A 16,213-nucleotide genomic window follows, 5' to 3' on the forward strand; every position below is an offset into this window, starting at 1 on the left:
GTCAGAATACCCAGGCGACAGTATGCGCTTCGACCCAAACCTTCAAGTCAGGGTTACAGTCACTGCCTGATGACGACGTCAGCGTTTCCGAGAATCAGAGACTTGGCGATCATAACCACCATAAAGACGATGATGAACCCCATATCCAATGCGACACCGCCGAGGTTCAGCGGGGGGATCTTCCGGTTCAGCCAGCGCAGTGGCGGATCAGTGATGCCGTAGATGGCTACTGCCAGGACCAACACTGCTCCCTTGGGCCGCCACATCCGCGCATAGGATTCGGTCACGTTGAACACGATCCTTGCGATCAGTGCGAATTGAAAGACGGTCAGCAGGATGTACAGGGGTGCAGTGATCATGTCCACAGCAGACTAGCCTACCGTTTCAGTTCCGAGGGGACATCCTCAGCTCTGGTTGAAGAACTTAGCGCCGGCCTCTGCCGGCTCTGCTTCCGCGGCCTGCTCCTCGGCGAGGACCTCGACGTTCTTCGGGGTCAGCAGGAAGACCTTATTGGTGACCCGCTCGATGGAGCCGCCGAGACCGAAGACCAGTCCGGCTGCGAAGTCCACCAGACGCTTGGCCTCTGCCTCGCCCATCTCGGTGACGTTCATGATCACGGGGATGTCCTCGCGGAAGGACTCACCGATGATCTTTGCGTCGTTGTAGGAGCGGGGGTGAACAGTGGTGATCTTTCGCATGGGTGAGCTTTCGTCCCGGGAGGAGGGTGCACGCTTGATGGGTGTCACCGGGGCCCGGTAATCGGGGTCCACGGCGAGGTTGGTCTGGTTGTAGGAGCCCGCGGCGTCCTGCTGGGGCGCCTCAGCCTGGGCTGCGGCGTGGTCAGCCAGGGAGACCACAGCGCCAGTGGGCTGCGGCTGGCTGGCAGCGGCGGAGGGGGCGGGCTGGGTCTGAACGCTCGCAGCGGGAGCGGCGGCACGTGCTGGGGCTGCAGCGGCTGCTGCAGGAGCGGAGGATGTCTGGCGGGAGGACTTCGGACGCTCCTCGTTGCTGAAGCTGTCCTCCTGGTAGTCGTCACCGTCGGCCAAGCCGAGGTAGATCATGGTCTTCTTGAATGCACCGGCCATGGTTCAAGCTCCTGGGGAAGGTTTTGGTTGTGTCGCGATTCCGACATTACTAGCGGTAGGGCCTTTCGCCCAGGACATCGCGACCGATGCGCAGGTGTGTCGCACCATGGGCCACAGCGGCTTCGAGGTCTTGACTCATTCCCGCCGAGAGCATGCTCGCACCGGGATGGTCGGCCCGTAGGTCCTCGGCGATAGTGGCCAGCCGGGCGAATGCCGGTTCAGGCTCCTCCCCCAGTGGAGCCACTGCCATGAGTCCACTGAGTCGCAGATGGGGGCTGGATGCTGCGGCCTCAGCCAGCGCTTTGAGATTCTTGGGGGAACAGCCGCCACGGCCGTCCTCGGAGACGGGATCGCGGAGGTCCACCTGCAGCAGGAGGTTCAGCGGCTGCTCCCGGTGGCCTTCGCCGATCTCCTTCTCCATTGCCTTATGCAGGCCGTTGACGATTTTGACTCGATCTGCCGAGTGCACCCAATCGGCGTAGCGGACCACCGATTTGGCTTTATTGGACTGCAGCTGGCCGATGAAATGCCAGGTGAGCTCTTCCAGGGGGCCCACTTCCTGGGCTTTGGCACCGGCCTCCTGGTCTTTGTTCTCCCCGATATGACGCACTCCCAGTTCGTGGAGTCTGCGCACATCGCTGGCCGGGAAGTATTTGGTGACCACGATCAGCTGTGGGCGGTCCTCTCGCCCGGCAGCCACAGAGGCCTCATCAATCCGCTCATGGACGGCGGCGAGGTTCAGGGCCAGTTCGCGGGTGCGCTCATCAGTGGTGTTCTCCGCAGCAGAGTGGAAGGCAGTCGCAAAATCCATCAGTACCACCCTACTGGGCTGCCGGGGCGATGACCCCGGCCAGGCGCCCCTCGGGCCGCCCCTGCTGCTGGCTGGCACGGTGGGAGAACAGGGTGGGGTCCTCGATAGTGCAGCCGGAGATATCGACCACGTCGGCCCCAGCAGTTTCCAGCACAGCACGTGCCTCAGCACGCAGGTTCAGAGCAGGAGTCCCCCAGCTGGTGGTCGAGGCCAGAGCGGGGCGATCTGCGGTGAGCTCAGCGTGCATATCTTCGGGGACCTCATAACAGTCACCGCAGGCGGCAGGCCCAATCCAGGCGGTGATGGATTCTCCCCCGTATTCGCGCAGCTGTTCCACCGTGTTCTCCAGGACCCCGGCCAAGAGTCCGGGACGTCCGGCATGGGCAGCTGCGGTCAGTGGGCTGTGCTGAGCAGTTTCAGCGTAGAAGAGCACCGGCAGGCAGTCGGCGACCATAATCGCCAGCGGATGGCTGCCATCCGGTGAGATCCAGGCATCCGCCGTGGGGCTCTCGGTGACCGGCACACCGGAGGCGTCAAGCACATCGGCGGAGTGCACCTGGCTGAGGAACTTCAGTTCGGTGTGACCGAGATACTCGGCCAGGCGGTTCCGATGATCCTGTGCTGAGCCGGCCTCCCCCAGGTTCAGGGAGAGGTTGCCGGTCTCAGCGGAGGTGAAGCCCAGCCGGAATCCCCGGTGTTCGGTCTCCCAGTAGAGACTCATAGGCTCCGGCGCCCTTATTTCAGGAAGTCGGGGACGTCCAGGTCGTCGTCGGATTTACCGCTGTAGTCGGATTCGATGATCTCCGGCAGCTCTTCCTCTGCGGGCTGCTCCGGGGCCTGCTGCTCTGTGGCGCGCGGGGTCGGGGCAGTGTCCTGGGAGGATGCCGAGCCTGCGGTGGCAGCAGCACCGGTGCCGGCAGTGGTCGCACCTGCCACCGGAGCCACCGGCCGCTGCGGCGAGCTGGCTGCCGGTGCCGGAGTTGCCGGCTTGGAGGTCATATCGGCCTCGTCGAAGCCGGCGGCGATCACAGTCACCCGGGCTTCATCACCGAGGGCGTCGTCGATAACCGCACCGAAGATGATGTTGGCCTCGGGGTGGGCGACTTCCTGGACCAGGCGTGCGGCCTCGTTGATCTCGAAGAGGCCGAGGTCGGAACCACCCTGGATGGACAGCAGCACACCGTGGGCGCCGTCGATGCTGGCTTCCAGCAGCGGGGAGGCGATGGCCAGTTCGGCGGCCTTGACCGCACGGTCCTCGCCATTGGCCGAGCCGATGCCCATCAGTGCCGAGCCGGCACCCTGCATCACGGACTTCACATCGGCGAAGTCGAGGTTGATGAGACCGGGTGTGGTGATGAGGTCGGTAATGCCTTGGACACCGGAGAGCAGCACCTGGTCGGCGGAGCGGAAGGCGTCCAGCACGGAGACGTTCTTGTCACTGATGGACAGCAGCCGGTCGTTGGGGATGACGATGAGGGTGTCGACCTCATCGCGCAGCGCCTCGATACCGGATTCTGCGGAGGTGGCACGACGGCGACCTTCGAAAGTGAAGGGCCGGGTGACCACACCGATGGTTAGTGCACCCAGGGAACGGGCGATGCGGGCGACCACAGGGGCACCACCGGTGCCGGTTCCACCGCCTTCACCGGCGGTGACGAACACCATGTCGGCTCCGCGCAGGACCTCCTCGATCTCCTCGGAGTGGTCCTCGGCGGCCTGGCGGCCGACCTCAGGATTGGCTCCGGCGCCGAGGCCACGGGTCAGTTCCCGGCCCACATCGAGCTTGACGTCGGCATCCGACATCAGCAGGGCCTGAGCATCGGTGTTGATGGCGATGAACTCCACGCCGCGCAGTCCGACCTCGATCATGCGGTTGACGGCGTTGACGCCGCCGCCGCCGATGCCGACGACCTTGATCACGGCCAGGTAGTTGTTCGGTGTTGCCACGTGAGTTAGTCCCTTAGTCTCGAGAAGTCCAGGTGCACGAAGACCCCCGCCGGGAAGCGGATGAACGACTCCTCACTGTCTTCCCCGTCTCCAGTGTGTCCGATACCCACCGAGGCAGTTCGCGGATGCCTCGGGGAGTTCAAGCACTGTCGACATCGTCCTGGCTGTTCCGGACGGGAGCCTTCGTGACAGGTGTCATTCTTCTGTTCCGCGGGGCCTACCAGCAAGGTTCAAGTTGAGCTTGAACCTTAGCGGATCGCCCCGGCAGAGGGCTTCATCTTCAGTTGTTTCGACCACCTTACCCGCAGGGCCTCCGGCTAGCTGGTAACCGGGGTGGACGGCGTGGATATATCAATCACCTCAGCCTCAGTGAAGGCCTCATCCTCGGAGGCGAGGATCGCCTCGAGCACAGCGGCCTTCTCCTGGCCTCGGTCATCAGAACCCCAGACCACCACACGTCCATCGGTCAGTTCCAATTGAACGGAGTCGATGGAGTCTGCAGTGGCCGAATCCATCTGGGCTCGGGCCTCCGGGGGAAGCTGCCCCAAGACGGAGACGATAGTGCCGAAGACGGCCTCATCCTCCAGTGCGGCCTCAGAGGAGACCTGTGGGGTCGCGTAGTCCTCGGCGTCGAGCTGTTCGGCCCCGGCGAAGGTACGGATGATCTCGCCGTGCTCGTTGTAGAGATGCACATCAGAATCCTGGTGCACCTCTGCCACCGGGGGATGCTCCACGACCTCGACGACGAGCGTATCCGGCAGTTCAAGCCTGGAATCGACCTCGGCGAGCACATTCTGCTCCTCGAGCCGCTGGCGGACGTCCCCGGGGCCGACCTGGGCCACCGGCTCTCCGTAGAGATCGGAGAGTAGTTCCTCGGCCTGCCCATCGGTGAGCAGCTCATTGCCGCTGATCTCGATATTGCGCAGCGGCAGCAGTGGTGAGTAGTAGATCGTGGCGATGAGCCCCAGCAGGGCGGCCAGTCCGGCGATCAGCACGATGATCCCACGGCGACGGCGGCGACGTGCCCCGACTGCCTCCGGCTCCGGGAAGGAAGCCAGTGCTTCGGTCATGCAGGCCGCTCCTGGGCGAGGTCGCTCTGCAGTGCGGTGACGATTTCGGGCCCGAGACTTGTGATGTCTCCGGCGCCGATGGTCAGCACGAGGTCGCCGGGCTCCGCGGAGCCCACCACGGCGGCTGTGGCCTCTTCGCGGCTGCGCACCGGGTGTCCCAGCAGTTCACTGGTGACTCCTGCGATGGGCTCCTCCCGTGCGGGGTAGATCTCCAGAACGCTGACCGTGTCTGCGGCCTTCAGCGCATTGCCGAACTCGGCGGCGAAGGACTGGGTCCGGCTGAACAGATGGGGCTGGAAGACAGCGTGGACGGATCCGGTGCAGGCACTGCGGGCTGCCGCGAGAACGGCTTCAACCTCAGTGGGGTGGTGGGCGTAGTCGTCGATGACTCGGACTCCCCCGGCCTCGCCTTTGAGCTCGAAGCGGCGGGAACTTCCGCGGAAATCCGCCACGGCCTGGGCGCATTCGCTGAGCTGGAAGCCTGCGGCCAGTCCGGCGGCGACTGCGGCGGTGGCGTTGAGCGCATTGTGTTCCCCGGGCACCACCAGATGCAGTTCGGCACTCTGGTCCTGCCAGTGCAGCTGCCCGCGCTGGTCGAGGCCATCGGCGGTGAGCCCGCTCAGCCGCAGCTGTGCCTCAGGCGTGGTGCCGTAGGAGATGCTGCGGATCCCTCGGGCGGCCAGGGCCTCTGCGGTCCGCTCCCCCAATGCGGCTGCTCCGGGGTCATCAGCGCAGTAGATCAGGGCTCCACCCTCGGTGATCCGTTCGGTGAAGTCCACAAAGACCTGTTCGACTGCCTCGGCAGTGCCGTAGTGGTCGAGGTGGTCGGGCTCCACGTTGGTGACCACGGCGATTTCGGGCCGGTAGTTCAGCAGGGAGGCATCCGATTCATCGGCCTCGGCCACGAACCACTCCCCCGCTCCGGTCCGGGCATTGGTGTTGAATCCAGCTACATTGGCCCCGATGGCGAAGCTGGGGGCATATCCGGCAGCCTCCAGCATGACCGCGGTCATGGAGCTGGTGGTGGTCTTACCGTGGGTTCCGGCGATGGCGATGGCGCGCTTTTCGGCCATCACTGCTGCCAGTCCCTCCGAGCGGTGCAGCAGGCGCGCTCCTGCCTCGGCTGCGGCGTCGTACTCGGGGTTTCCCGCCCGGGCCACTGAGGAGGCCACCACCGTGTTGATGGGCCGGCCGGTCTCTGCCTCGATATCGGAGGGGTTCTCCGCCCGGTAGCCGACACGGACGGGGACTCCGGCGGCCCGGAACTCCTCGAGGACCGGGAGGTCTTTGGCATCTGTTCCGGAGATGGGCACACCGGCCTCCAGCATCAGCCGGGCCACCGCGGAGACACCGACTCCGGCCATGCCGAGGAAGTGGACGGTGCCGAGTTCGTCGAGCTTCATTCGGCCACCTCGATACCTGCAGCCTGCAGGGCCGCACGGGCCATCCGCTCGTCGGCGTCGGTGATTCCGCGTTCGGCAGAGTGCTGCTGCATGGTCTGCAGCAGACGGGGGTCTTCCAGCAGCGGGAGGATATTGCGCTGGATCCAGGGGCGGGTGAAGTGTTCGTCTTTGACCATCAGTGCCCCGCCGGCGTCGACGAGGCCACGGGCGTTGAGCTCCTGTTCGCCATTGCCGATGGGCAGTGGCACGAAGACTGCCGGAAGTCCCACCGCAGCCACCTCGGAGACAGTGGCAGCACCGGCCCGGGCGACGATGAGGTCGGCGGCGGCATAGGCCAGGTGCATACCGTTGAGGTATTCGCGCTGGTGGTAGTCGCTGGCCTGCAGGGGCTGGCCGTCCTCGTCGGTGACGGTCTTGCCCTCACCGGTCAGATGAAGCAGCTGAGCGCCGGTCTCCAGGATATCCGGCAGTGCGGAGGCGATGGCCTTATTGAGGTTCAGCGCCCCGGAGGATCCACCTGTGACCACCACAGTGGGTTTCTCGGGGTCGATGCCCAGTTCGCGGCGGGCCTCCTCGCGGGTGGCGTCTCGGTCGAGTTGGGAGATCTGTCGAGACATCGGCATTCCCACCCATTGGGATTTCTTCAGGGGGGTGTTTTCGAAGGCGGTGCCGATGAAGGCAGCGCTGCGTGCTCCGAGCCGGTTGGCGATTCCGGGGCGGGCATTGGCCTCATGGATCACCACCGGGATGCCCAGTTTCTTCGCGGCCCGGTAGACCGGTGGGCAGACATAGCCGCCGACTCCGACGACGACGTCGGCTCCGCGGTTCTTCAGGATTGTTTCGGCATCAGCGGTGGCCTGTTTGAACCGTGCCGGGAACCGGAAAATATCCCGGGTGGGGCGCCGCGGCAGGGGAACCTTGTCGATGTAGTCCAGCTCGTAGCCGGCTTCGGGGACCAGTCGGGTCTCCAGGCCGGAGGTGGTGCCGATCATCGACTCTTGGGTCTGCGGTGCCAGCCGCTTGAGGGCTTCGGCGATGGCGAGCATCGGGCTGATGTGTCCGGCTGTTCCTCCGCCTGCCAGGACTACGGTGGCAGCGCTCATGTACGGGTTTCCTCCCCTGGGTGGTCTTAGGCGTTCAGCGGTGCCAGTCTATTCCGCTTCGGCCGGCGGCTGGGACGCTTGGTCGGTTTCTGGGATTCGAGCCGCTGACGCCGGGCGAAGTTCAGCACCACGCCGATGGCCAATAGGGCACAGGTCAGCGCTGATCCGCCGTAGGAGATGAACGGCAGGGGCACCCCGACCACGGGCAGCAGACCAGTGACCATGGCGATATTGATGAAGGCCTGACCGACCAGCCAGGCGATGATGCCCATGCAGACCAGTTTCACGAACCGGGCTTCGGTGCCGGTGCCGGTGACTCCATTGGCCACCCGGAAGATGCCGACCACCAGGGTCGCGAAGAGTCCCAGGACCAGGAAGGTGCCCAGCAGGCCGAGTTCCTCACCGATGATGGTGAAGATGAAGTCATTGTGGACCTCGGGGATGTAGTCCCATTTCTGCCGGGACTGGCCGAGGCCGACGCCCCAGAAGCCGCCGGAGGCCAGGGCGTAGATTCCCTGCTGGGTCTGGTAGCAGGGGTCCCCGGGGCCGTCACAGTTGGTGCCCAGCCAGGCGTAGACCCGTTCCATGCGGTAGGGCGTGATCCACATCAGCAGGGCCACTGCTGCGATTGCCCCGGCGGCGGCCACGGCGAAGTACCGCATGGCAACGCCGGCGGCGAAGATCATGGCCCCGACCAGAACGATGATCACGATGGAGGTTCCGAGGTCACCGCCGGCGAGCACCAGAACCAGCACGGCTAGGGTGCCGGGGGCGATGAAGGGCATCATCCAGTGGGTGAACTGGCTGACCAATTTGCCTTTGCGCGCCAGCACCGCTGAGCCCCAGAGCACCAGGGCCAGTTTGGCCAGCTCAGAGGGCTGGCCCTGGACGGAGCCGATGCGCAGCCAGTTGGTGGAACCACCACCGGTGTAGCCCCAGGGTGAGAAGGCCACCAGGGCCAGCAGGACCGCGGAGAAGAGCATCATGGCCCAGCCGATCCAGCCCATCCAGCGGGTGGGGATCAGGGTCATGGCGAACATGCCGACGACTCCGATCACCGCCCAGACTGCCTGCCGGGTGGCGGTGGTGAAGGGTTGTCCATCGGCGTCGATGGAGGTCGAGGACAGCACCATGGTCAGGCCGATGGCGGCGAGGGCGATTGTCGCCCCCAGCACCAGCCAGTAGTTGGTGTAGGGGTTGCCGCCTTCGAAGATGTTCCAGAACTTTTTGACCCGCTCCTGGCGCCGGGCCGCGCGTTCGGCGCGCCAGGCCCGGCCGGCAGAGCCGTCGGAGGGCTTCTCCGTGGTCTCGTTCTCGTCAGAGGTCTCAGGAAGGTCGTCGACGGGCCGCAGCGTCGTCATCCCAGCCTCCCTTTAGGTCGTAAATCCTTTGCGCTGCATCAGTTCCGCCACGGCCTCGATGAAGGCCTCTCCGCGCTCCTGGTAGGAGGCGAATTGGTCCATCGAGGCAGCTGCTGGGGCCAGCAGGACTGTCTGCCCCGGTTGGGCGACATCCTCGGCCGCGGCGACTGCTTCACGCATTGCTCGCTGTCCATCATCACCTGTGCTCACCTCGGTGATGGGCACCTGCGGGGCGTGTCGCTCAAGGCTGGAACGCAGCTGAAAAGAGTCTGTACCGATGAGGATCACATGGCGCAGCCGATGCCCGGCCTGCTGGACTAAGTCGGTGTAGTCCACGCCTTTGGGCAGGCCCCCGGCGATCCAGACCACATCGGTGAATGCGGCCAGGGAGGCTGCGGCGGCATGGGGGTTGGTGGCCTTGGTGTCGTTGATCCAGAGCACATCATCGGCCTTGGCCACCGGTTGGATGCGGTGCTCGGCAGCCTGGTAGTCGACGACCGCCTGTTTGACTGCTTCCGGGGGGACCTCGGCGGCCCTCGCCAGTGCTGCTGCGGCCAGGGCATTGGCCACCAGATGGGCCGGGGCCAGCGGACCGAAGTCGGAGCGTGCGGCCAGTTCTAGGGCCTGGTTGCGGCGGTTGTCCAGATAGGCCCGGTCGATCAGCAGGGCGTCGCCCTCCTCGGTGTCGACCACACCGAGCATCGAGACATCCGGGACCCCGGTGGTGAACCCGATGGCCCGGCAGCCTTCGGTCACATCGGCCTCGGCGACCATCTTCTCCGTGGTGGGGTCCTCGACGTTGTAGACGCAGGCGATCCGGGTGCCCTCGTAGATCTTTGCCTTGGCGGCGGCGTATTCCTCCTGGCTACCGTGCCAGTCCACGTGGTCCTCGGCGAGGTTGAGCACTGCCGCAGCCAGGGGCTGCAGAGGTTCGGTGTAGTGCAGCTGGAAACTGGAGAGTTCTACGGCCAGAGCATCGAAGCCTTCAGGGTCGCGGATGGCGTCCAGGATGGGCATACCGATATTGCCGCAGGCCACGGCTCGCCGGCCGGCGGCGATGAGCATCTGCTCCAGCAGGGTCACTGTGGTGGTCTTCCCGTTGGTGCCGGTCAGCACGAGCCATTCGGGGCTGCGTGCACCGGGACGGGGTCCCAGGCGCCTAGCCAACTGGATATCCGACCAGACGGGGATGCCGGCCGCGGTTGCCGCTGAGATCAGCGGAGAGTCCGGCCGCCACCCCGGTGAGGTGACGATGAGGTCGAGCCCCTCGGGCAGATTCTCTGTGTGCTCTTTGCCGAAACGGATATCGGCTACCCCCACAATCTGGAGGGTCGCTGCATCCATGCGTTTCTTCTCGGTCTCAACACCGTCGACGACGACGACCTCGGCGCCGAGTTCGGCCAGGGTATCGGCTGCTGAGAAGCCGGTGACCCCGAGTCCGGTGACCAGGACCTTCAGTCCCTTCCAGGGGCCGTCCCAGCCGTGCAGCTCAGGGAGGGTGGCAGACACGCTACTGCGTCACCACCCACTCGCCGTAGAACACGGCGAGGCCGAGGCCGACGGAGAGTGCGCCGATGATCCAGAACCGGACCACGACGGTGACCTCTGCCCAGCCCTTGAGCTCGAAGTGGTGCTGCAGTGGGGCCATCAGGAAGACGCGTTTGCCCTTGCTCAGCTTGAAGTAGCCGACCTGGATGATCACCGAGCAGGTGATGATCACAAACAGCCCGCCCAGGATGGCCAGCAGCAGCTGGGTGTGGGTTAGGATCGCGAAACCGGCCAAGGCACCGCCGAGGGCCAGGGAGCCGGTATCGCCCATGAAGATCTTCGCCGGTGAGGTGTTCCACCACAGGAAGCCGATCAGCGCGCCGGTGATGATGGCTGCCAGCATGGCCATATCCATGGGGTCACGGACGGTATAGCAGACTTCCTCGACCGCGCGCCGTCCCCCATTGCAGGCCTGGTTGTACTGCCAGATCGAGATGATCGTATAGGCAGCGGTGACCATTGCGGTCGCCGCTGCCGCCAGCCCATCGAGCCCGTCGGTGAGGTTGACCGCATTGGTGGTCGCGGTATTGATCAGATTCGCCCAGATGACGAAGAGGATGCCGCCGATGATGGTGCCGAAGACCGCGAAGTCGAAGGCGGTCTCCCGGACGAAGGAGACTGCGGTTGAGGCTGGGGTCAGTCCCTGGCTGTCCTCGAACTGCAGTGCCAGAACGGCGAAGAGCACGCCGACGGCACCCTGACCGAAGATCTTGGCCCAGGGGGTCAGTCCCAGGGACTGCTTCTTGGTGATCTTGGCGGCGTCGTCGAAGAATCCGACCACACCCATACCCGCCAGCAGCAGCAGGAGCAGCATACCGGAGGCAGTGGGGCCGGTGGCAACATCCGAGGTGAGCATCATGATGCCGTGGGTGGCGGCATAGGCCACCAAGACGGCAAGGATGATCACCGCACCACCCATCGTGGGGGTGCCCCGTTTGACGTGGTGGCTGGTGGGGCCGTCGTCGCGGATGAACTGGCCGTATCCACGTTTCACCAGGAAACGGATGAACAGCGGAGTGCCGGCGAGGGTTAACAGCAGCCCGAGGGCGGCACCGATGACAACTGCGATCACTCAGTTCCTTTCCTCAGCTGCGATTATGTCTCCCAGAAGTCTAAGACCGGCTCCGTTGGAGGATTTAAACAAAACGATATCCCCAGGTCGAAGGGCGGCCCGAAGCCAGGCCTCGGCCTGCTCGGCGTCAGCGGTCCAATGTACTTCATCTGCCCATGAACCTTCGGCAATGGCACCGCGGTAGAGCGGATATGCCCCTTCGCCGACCACCAGGGTCTGGTCGATGTTCAGGCGTACAACGGTCTCACCAATCTGGTGGTGCCGCCAGGGAGACTCCTCCCCCAGCTCGAGCATCTCACCCAGTACGGCGACACTGCGCCGGCCGGCCTCCCGGCTGAGGATGGCCAGGGTGCGCAGGGCCTCCCGCATGGATTCGGGGTTGGCGTTATAGGCATCATTGATGATGGTCACCCCATCGGAGCGGTCGGTGCGCTCCATCCGCCAGCGTGAGCTGGGTCCCAGTCCCTGCAGGCGGGAGGCGATCTCCTCTAGCTCGGCCCCGGCCCGGTGGGCGGCTGTGGCGGCGGCGAGGATATTGGTGATGTGGTGGGCCCCGATCAGCCCCGAGGTGACGGTGCTGCGACCAGTCTCAGAGACCAGATCGAAGACGAGGTGCCCCTGTTCGTCGAGGGTGAGGTTCTCGGCCCGGAGATCGGCCGCGCTGGATTCTCCGAACCAGGTGATGGGCGCTTGGGCGCGCTCAGCCATGGCGGAGACCTGGGCGTCGTCGGCGTTGAGAATCACATGTCCCTGCGCCGGTATGGCCTCGGCGAGTTCTCCCTTAGTTGCCGCGATCTTGTCAGTGCCGCCGAATTTCCCGGCGTGGGCGGTTCCCACCATGAGGACCACACCGATTTCGGGGTGGACCATCTCGCAGAGTTCCCGGATATTGCCCGGAGCATCGGCTCCCATCTCGATGATCAGGAATCGGGTGTCCAGCTCGGCGGTGAATACGGTCAGCGGAACACCCACCTCACCGTTATAGGAGCCCTGGGGGGCCACTGTGGGGCCTTCGGGGCTCAGCAGTGCGGCCAGGAGATCCTTGGTGGTGGTCTTTCCGGCTGAGCCGGTGATCCCGATGACGGTGGTCGGGGAATGGTCCCCGATGCGGCGGACTACCTCAGCGGCCAGGGCGCCCATGGCTGCCACGGCGTCGTCGACGATCACGGCCGGATGCGGGTTGCCGCTGGCATCCTGGGTTTCGCGTTCGGCGAGGACCAGCTGCGCCCCGACCTCCAGGGCCTGGTCGATGAAGTTATGCCCGTCGGTGGTCTCTCCGGGTTTGGCGATGAAGAGGCTGCCTGTACGCATCTGCCGGGAGTCGGTTTCGGCGTGGGTGAGGGTCAGGGCCTCGGGGTCCTCCACGCCGTGCAGTCTCCCGGAGACGGCCTGGGCGATCTCTGCGGCGGTCAACGGGATCATGCGGCACCACTACCAGTCAGTGTTGTGAATCCTCGGGCCTTCAGCTGGGCGGCCAGCTCGGCCCGGTCGTCAATGGCCACCCGGACTCCGGCGACATCCTGGTGGTCCTCGTGTCCTCGTCCGGCCAGCAGGATGGTGTCCTCTTCGCCTGCGGCTGCCACAGCGGCGGCGATGGCATCCCCGCGGGGGGTGATCTCTTCGAGAACAGTCTCCAGCCCGCCGGTGGTGATCGCATCGTGGGCGCCTTCGAGCAGCCCGGCGCGGATCTCTGCGGGGTCCTCGCCGTGGGGGTCGTCATCGCTGATGATCACGTGATCGGCCATCCGCACGGCAATGGCTCCCATAGTGGGGCGTTTGCTGGCATCGCGTTCACCGGCAGCGCCGATGACCAGGATGAGTTTGCCGCGGTTCTGCTCCTGCATGGGTTTCCGCACGGCCTCGAGGGTGCGGATCATGGCATCGGGGTTATGGGCGAAGTCCACGATGGCGGCAGGGGTTTCGGCGATGACCTGCATCCGGCCGGGCACCTGGACGTGGAAGGGCTGTTTGCTCTCCAGCGCCTCCACCACGTCCTCGCGGCTGAACTCCTGGGGCCGTTCCGGGTCGCTGGCAGCTTCGAGCACCATGACCGCCGCCAATGCCGCATTGGAGACATTGAAGTCCCCGGGCAGGGCGGTGGAGGTCCGGATGCGTTCGCCGGTGTGTCGATTGGTCAGGGTGAATGCGGTGCCCAGCCCCTCGGCTGCGGTGTCCTCGACCTCCCAGTGCGCCTGGGCGGCCTGGCCGCTTGTGGAGAGGGTGACCACATGTCCGGTGGCCTCCGCAGCCATCCGGTGGCCCGCGGCGTCGTCGACGGTGATGACTGAGGTCCGGGTGCGGGAGCGGCGGAAGAGTCCTGCCTTGGCGGCGAAGTACTCCTCCATGGTCCCGTGCAGGTCCAGATGGTCCTGGGTGAGGTTGGTGAAGCCGGCGACGTCGTAATACAGCCCGGAGATCCGCTGGTAGCTGATCGCATGGGAGGAGACCTCCATGGCGGCTGCGGCCACGTTCTTGGACCGGAATTCATGCATGAGCTTATGCAGGGCCACTGCCTCGGGGGTGGTCATATCCGAGGCGATACGCTCCGAAGTCTCGGGGCTGGGCCCGGCGGCGATCTCGATGGTGCCGATCAGCCCGGTGCTCTTCTGCTTCGGTTCCAGAAGAGTCGATAGCAGGGACCGCAGGAAGTAGGTGGTGGTGGTCTTGCCGTTGGTGCCGGTGACCCCGAACAGGGCCGGATCGGAGCTTGCCGTTGTGCCGTAGATGACAGCTGCGGCGGGGCCGGCGGCGTCCCGGACTGCGGCAACTTCGATCACTGGGATCCGGTAGCCGATGGCCTCCCGGATTTTGGTGACACCGGCGGCGTCGGTGAGTACGGCGGCTGCCCCGCGGGAGATGACCTTATCGATGAAATCTGCCCCATGTGCCCGGGCTCCGCTGATCGCGACGAAGAGATCTCCTGGTTCGACCCGGTCTGGTGCCATGGCGGCGCCAGTGATCTCTGTGCGGTCGGCAAAATCCGCCACGGGGGTAAGAATCGGATCATATCCCGTGGCGCTGAGGTGTTCTGTGAGACTGCCCACGGTTACCACGGATAGTCCTGCCTCTCGCCCACGAATCCATCATATGCCTCCGAGTCGGCCCCTGTGGGCGCGACGTCGTAGGAGGCCAGAGTGTGGGACATGATCTCGGTGAATGTGTCGGTGATCTCCCATTCGCCCCACTGGCCCTGGGGCCGGTGGAGGGTCACGGAGACCAGGTACTGGGGGTCCTCCAGCGGTGCCACACCGATGAAGGACTGGGTGTAGCCGTCGAAGCCGCCGTGTTCACCGGCAGTTTCGGCAGAGCCGGTCTTTCCGCCGACCCGGTAGCCCTCGATTTCGGCGTCCATGGCCGAGCCATAGTCGACGACACCTTCCATGAGTTTGAGCATCTCCTGGCTGGTCTCCGAGGAGAAGACCCGTTCGGATTCAGTCTCCACGGGGTGCTCATCGCCGTCGGGGTCGATATAGGAGTCCACAATGCGCAGGGGCTGTTTCACCCCGTCATTGGCCAGCATCTGGTAGAGCTGCACATTGTGCAGCACGCTGGTGGTGTAGCCCTGGCCGAACTGGGTGGTCAGCGGCTGGCGGGGGTCCCATTCCTCGGGTGGGCGCAGGATAGATTCGGCCTCGATGCCCAGGCCCACATCCAGGGTCTCGCCGAGGCCGACCTTGCGCATGTAGTCGTAGCGGGTGGCCTCGGGGACCTCGTTGCCAATCATCACGGTGCCGGTGTTATAGGACCTCGCGAAGATACCGGCGGCAGTCATCTCGTAGGTGTCATGGGGCCGGGCGTCCTGGATGGTCTCGCCGTCGACGGTCAGCTGGTCCGGGACAGTGAAGGCGTCATCGGGCTGCATCTGACCCTCTTCCAGGGCCATGGCGAAGGTGAGGGCTTTACCCACCGAGCCGGGTTCGAAGTCCTGGGTCAGGGCAAGGGGGCGGCGGAAGAGCTCATCGGAGTCCCCGGGGTTGGCGGGGTCCACTGATTCGGAGTCGGCCATGGCCATGATCTCGCCGGTTTTGAGGTCGAGAACCGTGGCATTGGCCCATTGGGCGTTGTACTGGCTGGCCTTCTCGGCGATGGCCTCCTGGGCGAACCACTGCAGGTCCTGGTCGATGGTCAGCCGGATGTCCTGACCGTCCTCGGCGGCGATCTCCTCATAGGTGGCATTGGGGATGCGTACTCCGTCGGCGCCGATTTCGTAGACCCGCTCCCCCGGCTCACCGGTGAGTGCTTCATCCTCAGCGGATTCGATGCCCTCCAGGGGGCCGTCGGAGCCGACGAAGCCGATGATCGAGCCGCCCACCGGGCCCGAGGGGTAGGTGCGCTCGGAGACCGGTTCGGCGTAGACCCCGGGAACCTCCAGTTCCATGATCTGGCGCTGCTGCTCGGGAGTGACCGAGCGGGTGATCACCGAGTAGTGGGTGTCCTCCTCGGTCATCGCCTCCAGCACATCCTCGGTTTCGAGGTCGAGGATGGTGGCGATCTCCACCGCGGCCTCATCGGCGGTGACCGGTCGCTGCATCTGAAGCTGCTCGTCGTAGACGGTGTATTCGCCGACCAGGCGGGGGTCGGCGACGATGTCGAAGCGGTCTGCGGAGCTGGCCATCAGCCGCCCCTGAGCATCGAGGATGTCACCGCGGGCTGGCGGCAGCTCAATGCTGTGCAGCCGGTTGGACAGCGCTTCGTGGGCGTGACCTGCGGGGTCGAGTCCCTGGACGTGGAAGAGCCGGCCGCCGAGCACTACGAGCATGGCAAGCATCACGGCCAGGCCGATCCGCATGCGCAGCGAGAGGGTCCGTGTCAT

The 16,213-nt window shown here is 65.2% G+C and carries 14 protein-coding genes; all 14 read right to left on the reverse strand.

From position 1 onward, the window contains the following. Positions 1-59 precede the first annotated feature (59 nt). Positions 60-359: a YggT family protein gene (locus HGQ17_RS09645; protein WP_211090578.1), complete on the reverse strand. Its 300-nt coding sequence runs from the start codon at positions 357-359 to the stop codon at positions 60-62. A 45-nt stretch (positions 360-404) separates the two neighbouring features. After that, on the reverse strand, positions 405-1,085 hold the full coding sequence (locus HGQ17_RS09650; RefSeq protein ID WP_168887735.1) for a cell division protein SepF: 681 nt from the start codon (positions 1,083-1,085) through the stop codon (positions 405-407). A 49-nt stretch (positions 1,086-1,134) separates the two neighbouring features. After that, complete coding sequence (locus HGQ17_RS09655; protein ID WP_168887736.1) at positions 1,135-1,896, reverse strand: YggS family pyridoxal phosphate-dependent enzyme; 762 nt, start codon at positions 1,894-1,896, stop codon at positions 1,135-1,137. Positions 1,897-1,906: 10 nt separating this feature from the next. Continuing rightward, a complete protein-coding gene (locus HGQ17_RS09660) occupies positions 1,907-2,617 on the reverse strand; it encodes a polyphenol oxidase family protein (protein WP_168887737.1) in 711 nt (236 codons plus the stop codon). Positions 2,618-2,631: 14 nt separating this feature from the next. Beyond that, positions 2,632-3,843, reverse strand: coding sequence for a cell division protein FtsZ (ftsZ, locus tag HGQ17_RS09665; RefSeq protein WP_168887738.1), 1,212 nt, complete (start codon positions 3,841-3,843; stop codon positions 2,632-2,634). A 317-nt stretch (positions 3,844-4,160) separates the two neighbouring features. Then, a complete protein-coding gene (locus HGQ17_RS09670; RefSeq protein ID WP_168887739.1) occupies positions 4,161-4,913 on the reverse strand; it encodes a cell division protein FtsQ/DivIB in 753 nt (250 codons plus the stop codon). Next, complete coding sequence (murC, locus tag HGQ17_RS09675; RefSeq protein WP_168887740.1) at positions 4,910-6,316, reverse strand: UDP-N-acetylmuramate--L-alanine ligase; 1,407 nt, start codon at positions 6,314-6,316, stop codon at positions 4,910-4,912. The genes HGQ17_RS09670 and murC overlap by 4 nt, the downstream gene beginning before the upstream one ends. After that, on the reverse strand, positions 6,313-7,419 hold the full coding sequence (murG, locus tag HGQ17_RS09680; RefSeq protein ID WP_168887741.1) for an undecaprenyldiphospho-muramoylpentapeptide beta-N-acetylglucosaminyltransferase: 1,107 nt from the start codon (positions 7,417-7,419) through the stop codon (positions 6,313-6,315). Before murG ends, murC begins: the two co-directional genes overlap by 4 nt. 26 nt (positions 7,420-7,445) lie before the next feature. Then, entirely contained in the window at positions 7,446-8,780 is a 1,335-nt protein-coding gene (gene ftsW / locus HGQ17_RS09685) for a putative lipid II flippase FtsW (protein WP_168887742.1), read from the reverse strand. 12 nt (positions 8,781-8,792) lie between these two features. Further along, the gene (gene murD / locus HGQ17_RS09690; RefSeq protein ID WP_168887743.1) at positions 8,793-10,289 is read right to left on the reverse strand and encodes a UDP-N-acetylmuramoyl-L-alanine--D-glutamate ligase; all 1,497 of its coding nucleotides are present in this window, start codon (positions 10,287-10,289) and stop codon (positions 8,793-8,795) included. Between the two features lies 1 nt (position 10,290). Next, the gene (gene mraY, locus HGQ17_RS09695) at positions 10,291-11,400 is read right to left on the reverse strand and encodes a phospho-N-acetylmuramoyl-pentapeptide-transferase (protein ID WP_168887744.1); all 1,110 of its coding nucleotides are present in this window, start codon (positions 11,398-11,400) and stop codon (positions 10,291-10,293) included. After that, a complete protein-coding gene (locus HGQ17_RS09700) occupies positions 11,401-12,822 on the reverse strand; it encodes a UDP-N-acetylmuramoyl-tripeptide--D-alanyl-D-alanine ligase (RefSeq protein ID WP_168887745.1) in 1,422 nt (473 codons plus the stop codon). It lies immediately after the preceding gene. Continuing rightward, positions 12,819-14,387, reverse strand: a complete 1,569-nt coding sequence (locus HGQ17_RS09705; RefSeq protein WP_324615246.1) for a Mur ligase family protein — start codon at positions 14,385-14,387, stop codon at positions 12,819-12,821. The genes HGQ17_RS09700 and HGQ17_RS09705 overlap by 4 nt, the downstream gene beginning before the upstream one ends. A gap of 59 nt (positions 14,388-14,446) precedes the next feature. Further along, on the reverse strand, positions 14,447-16,213 hold the full coding sequence (locus tag HGQ17_RS09710) for a peptidoglycan D,D-transpeptidase FtsI family protein (RefSeq protein ID WP_168887746.1): 1,767 nt from the start codon (positions 16,211-16,213) through the stop codon (positions 14,447-14,449).

Source organism: Nesterenkonia sedimenti (genome assembly GCF_012641515.1).
Lineage (GTDB): Bacteria > Actinomycetota > Actinomycetes > Actinomycetales > Micrococcaceae > Nesterenkonia > Nesterenkonia sedimenti.